Genomic DNA, 2,633 nt, shown 5'->3' with positions numbered 1-2,633 from the left:
CCGGGTCCGGGCGAGATCTGGCATGCGGCGGTTCCGTTCCGGGACACGGTGGGTGGCAAGGAACGCTACGGCGTGGTCATGGGGAACCGGCGCCATTATGCGGAGGTTCTCAAGATCACCAGTCAGAACAAGGACCATCGCGGCGACCACATCCGCATGCCGAGCGATGGCTGGGACCTCACTTCGGGCAAGGACCATTGGGTCGAGATCGGTCTTCAGCCGCTCAGGGTTCCCTACCAGGATTTCACCGACGGCCGTCCCAAGGGCCGTTGCCCCCGAACGGTCTGGCGCCGGCTACGGGCCGAGAGCCCGGCACCCGCAGCGTCCCGGACGTGAAGGCCGGTGCCGCAGCGGGCCCGCCGTGCGGGGACAGGAACCCGGCCTGCGCTCCTCGTACTTGGCCCCGATCTGCCTGTGTCCCCTCGATCGCGGCCTGTCCTTGCGGGGGTCTGCAGGCGGTGCGCCGCGGCTTTGGGGCTGCTGTGCTCACCGGCGTGCCGCCTGCGCCAGTCGGCGGTAGCTATCTGGTACCTACTTGTGCGACCTCTTCCGGCAGGCTCGTCCCATCGGCGTGCCACGCGGCACACGGCCGGGACCGTTCACGTCGTCGCCTGAGCCAAAGCCCGTGGCGGTGTGTCAGCGGGTCCGGCATCATCCCTCTGTGATCGTGATGCAACCCGTTCTGGAGATCGCCGCCGCCGTCACCGCCGCCCTGGCCCGGACACTCGACCTGGGGGCCACGCGATGACCAGCTTCCTGACCCACCGAGCGCGCGTGCACGACACTCGGCTCTCCCTTCACCGTCGGCACAGCGCGCTGCGGACCTGCATCACCCTCTTCGCGCCCTACGGCTTCCGGGCGACTTACCACCACCTCACACTCAGCGCCCGGATCCCCCGGCACCTGGAGGCGGACCCGGACGCGCCCGTGCGGGCGGTGGAGGAGCTGCATGCGGCGCGGGTGCTGTGGCTCGCGCGGGCGGAAGAGTATGAGACGCAGCGTCAGGCGGAGAAGCGGGCCGGGCGACGGGCCGTGGCGAACCCGCGACCGTGGTGGCTGCGGATCGGGTGGGAGGGACCGGACCGTGCCTGGTACGAAAACCCGATCTGCCACCCGTCGCTGCGACTGCCCGAGTACGTCCGGCGGCAGAACGCGATTCTGGACGGCTCCGATCTCCCCGGCTGCCCTGCCTGTGGGGACGAAGGATCGCCGAAGCTGCACTCGACCGGGCACGGTTGGGTCGAGCTGTGCCGTGGGTGCGCGTGGGCACCGGCGCCCTGTCCGTGCGGTTCGCGGCACCGACTCGTGCCGGAGATCCCGTACATCTGGAAAGAGATCTGGCAACGGGCGCACATGGGCGACGACGGTGTGCCGATCGCACACCATTGACCCACGTGTTAGCCGGTTGGAGAACTGCCAGAACAGGTCGGGGCCGCACCGAGGTGCCGTCTGGGAGGACCTGAGACCGGCGGACGGCGGAATCGCGCCGACCGGCCATGACTTCGTGTCCTCGTACTGGGCCGGCTCGCCCGTACCGAGCACCAGCGCGAACTCGCATCACCCGCACGAACCCACCGGAGCGACACGCTCCGGCAGGAGTGAAGCGCCCTCGGCCGCAGGCCGTGGACCCCTACGCTGTGCCGCCGGACCTGACCAGGTGAGGACGATGCGGTACTGCGAACGTCATGAGATGCACAACTGCGCGGACTGCGCTCCGCGCGCACCGCGCACCGGCGCACCCGGCAGCGAGTGGGAGGGTTGGCCGCCGGCCTCGATCATCATCCACGCCAGTGGTAAAGCCCACCTTCCCGGCTGCACGCACATCGTCCCGGCCGACATCCGGGCACCCCGCTACGGCTGGGTCCCCGCCCCTTCACCCGGGGCCTGGCGTCGTCTCACACCCGCCAACCCGCTCCGCGCAACCGAGGGAAACACGGAGCGGCAGGCGGTGAGCCGCTGCGAGACGTGCGACGCGTCGCAGTAGGGAATGGCCGCTGCGCGCTCGGGGCCCCGGCCCCTCACAGGGGCAGGGCGGTTGCCGTCCGGGTTGGCGACGCCGGCCCTGATGAATCGCGTCTCATGGTTGCTGACGCGACCGGAACGTCTGGCGCAGTTCGCCGAGGCCTTCGATGCGGCTGACCAGGACGTCGTCCGGGCCGAGGAAGCGCTGGGGCACCCGCCGGTTGCCGACGCCCGACGGCGTTCCCGTGAAGACGAGGTCGCCCGGGTGGAGCGGGCAGACCGCGCTGATGAACTCGATCAGCCGGGGAACCGAGAAGATCATTTCGCTGGTCCGGGCGGCCTGGACTACTTCGCCGTTGAGCAGGCACTCGATGGCCACGTCGTCGCGGTCGGCGAGTTCGTCCGGCGTGACCAGGGCGGGTCCGGTCGGGCCGAAGCCCGGATAGGACTTGCCCAAGGAGAACTGGGCCGGTTTGCCACTCAGTTGCAGCTTTCGCTCGGACAGGTCCTGGCCCACGGTCAGGCCGGCGACGACCTCCCAGGCTTTATCGGCCGGGACGCGGTGACAGGCCCGGCCGATCACGGCCACCATCTCGAGTTCCCAGTCGACGTTGCCGTCGGGCAGTTCGACCTCGGCCCGAACGTCCGCACGCCCCGACTGCCACGGCAAG

Annotated in this window: 3 protein-coding genes; 2 read left to right on the top strand and 1 reads right to left on the bottom strand. The window is 70.0% G+C overall.

All coding sequences use genetic code 11. The features are described 5' to 3' along the window. Together ACWEBX_RS39050 and ACWEBX_RS39045 are read left to right on the top strand one after the other, a co-directional pair. Positions 1 to 336: hypothetical protein (locus ACWEBX_RS39050; RefSeq protein WP_451889452.1), on the top strand; the 336-nt coding region annotated here is incomplete at its 5' end. A 408-nt stretch (positions 337 to 744) separates the two neighbouring features. Then, positions 745 to 1,389: a hypothetical protein gene (locus ACWEBX_RS39045; protein WP_451889451.1), complete on the top strand. Its 645-nt coding sequence runs from the start codon at positions 745 to 747 to the stop codon at positions 1,387 to 1,389. A 688-nt stretch (positions 1,390 to 2,077) separates the two neighbouring features. Here the strand turns inward: ACWEBX_RS39045 and ACWEBX_RS39040 are convergent. Next, a partial coding sequence (locus ACWEBX_RS39040; RefSeq protein ID WP_451889450.1) for a fumarylacetoacetate hydrolase family protein occupies positions 2,078 to 2,633 on the bottom strand: 556 nt, incomplete at its 5' end.

Source organism: Streptomyces sp. NPDC005070 (assembly GCF_053600395.1).
The sequence above is the reverse complement of the archived record's forward strand: the minus strand, read 5'-3'. Positions and strand labels throughout refer to the sequence as shown.

Coding starts and splice junctions, on each gene's coding strand:
- ACWEBX_RS39045 (WP_451889451.1), top strand. CDS start 745: ATGACCAGCTTCCTGACCCACCGAGCGCGCGTGCACGACACTCGGCTC.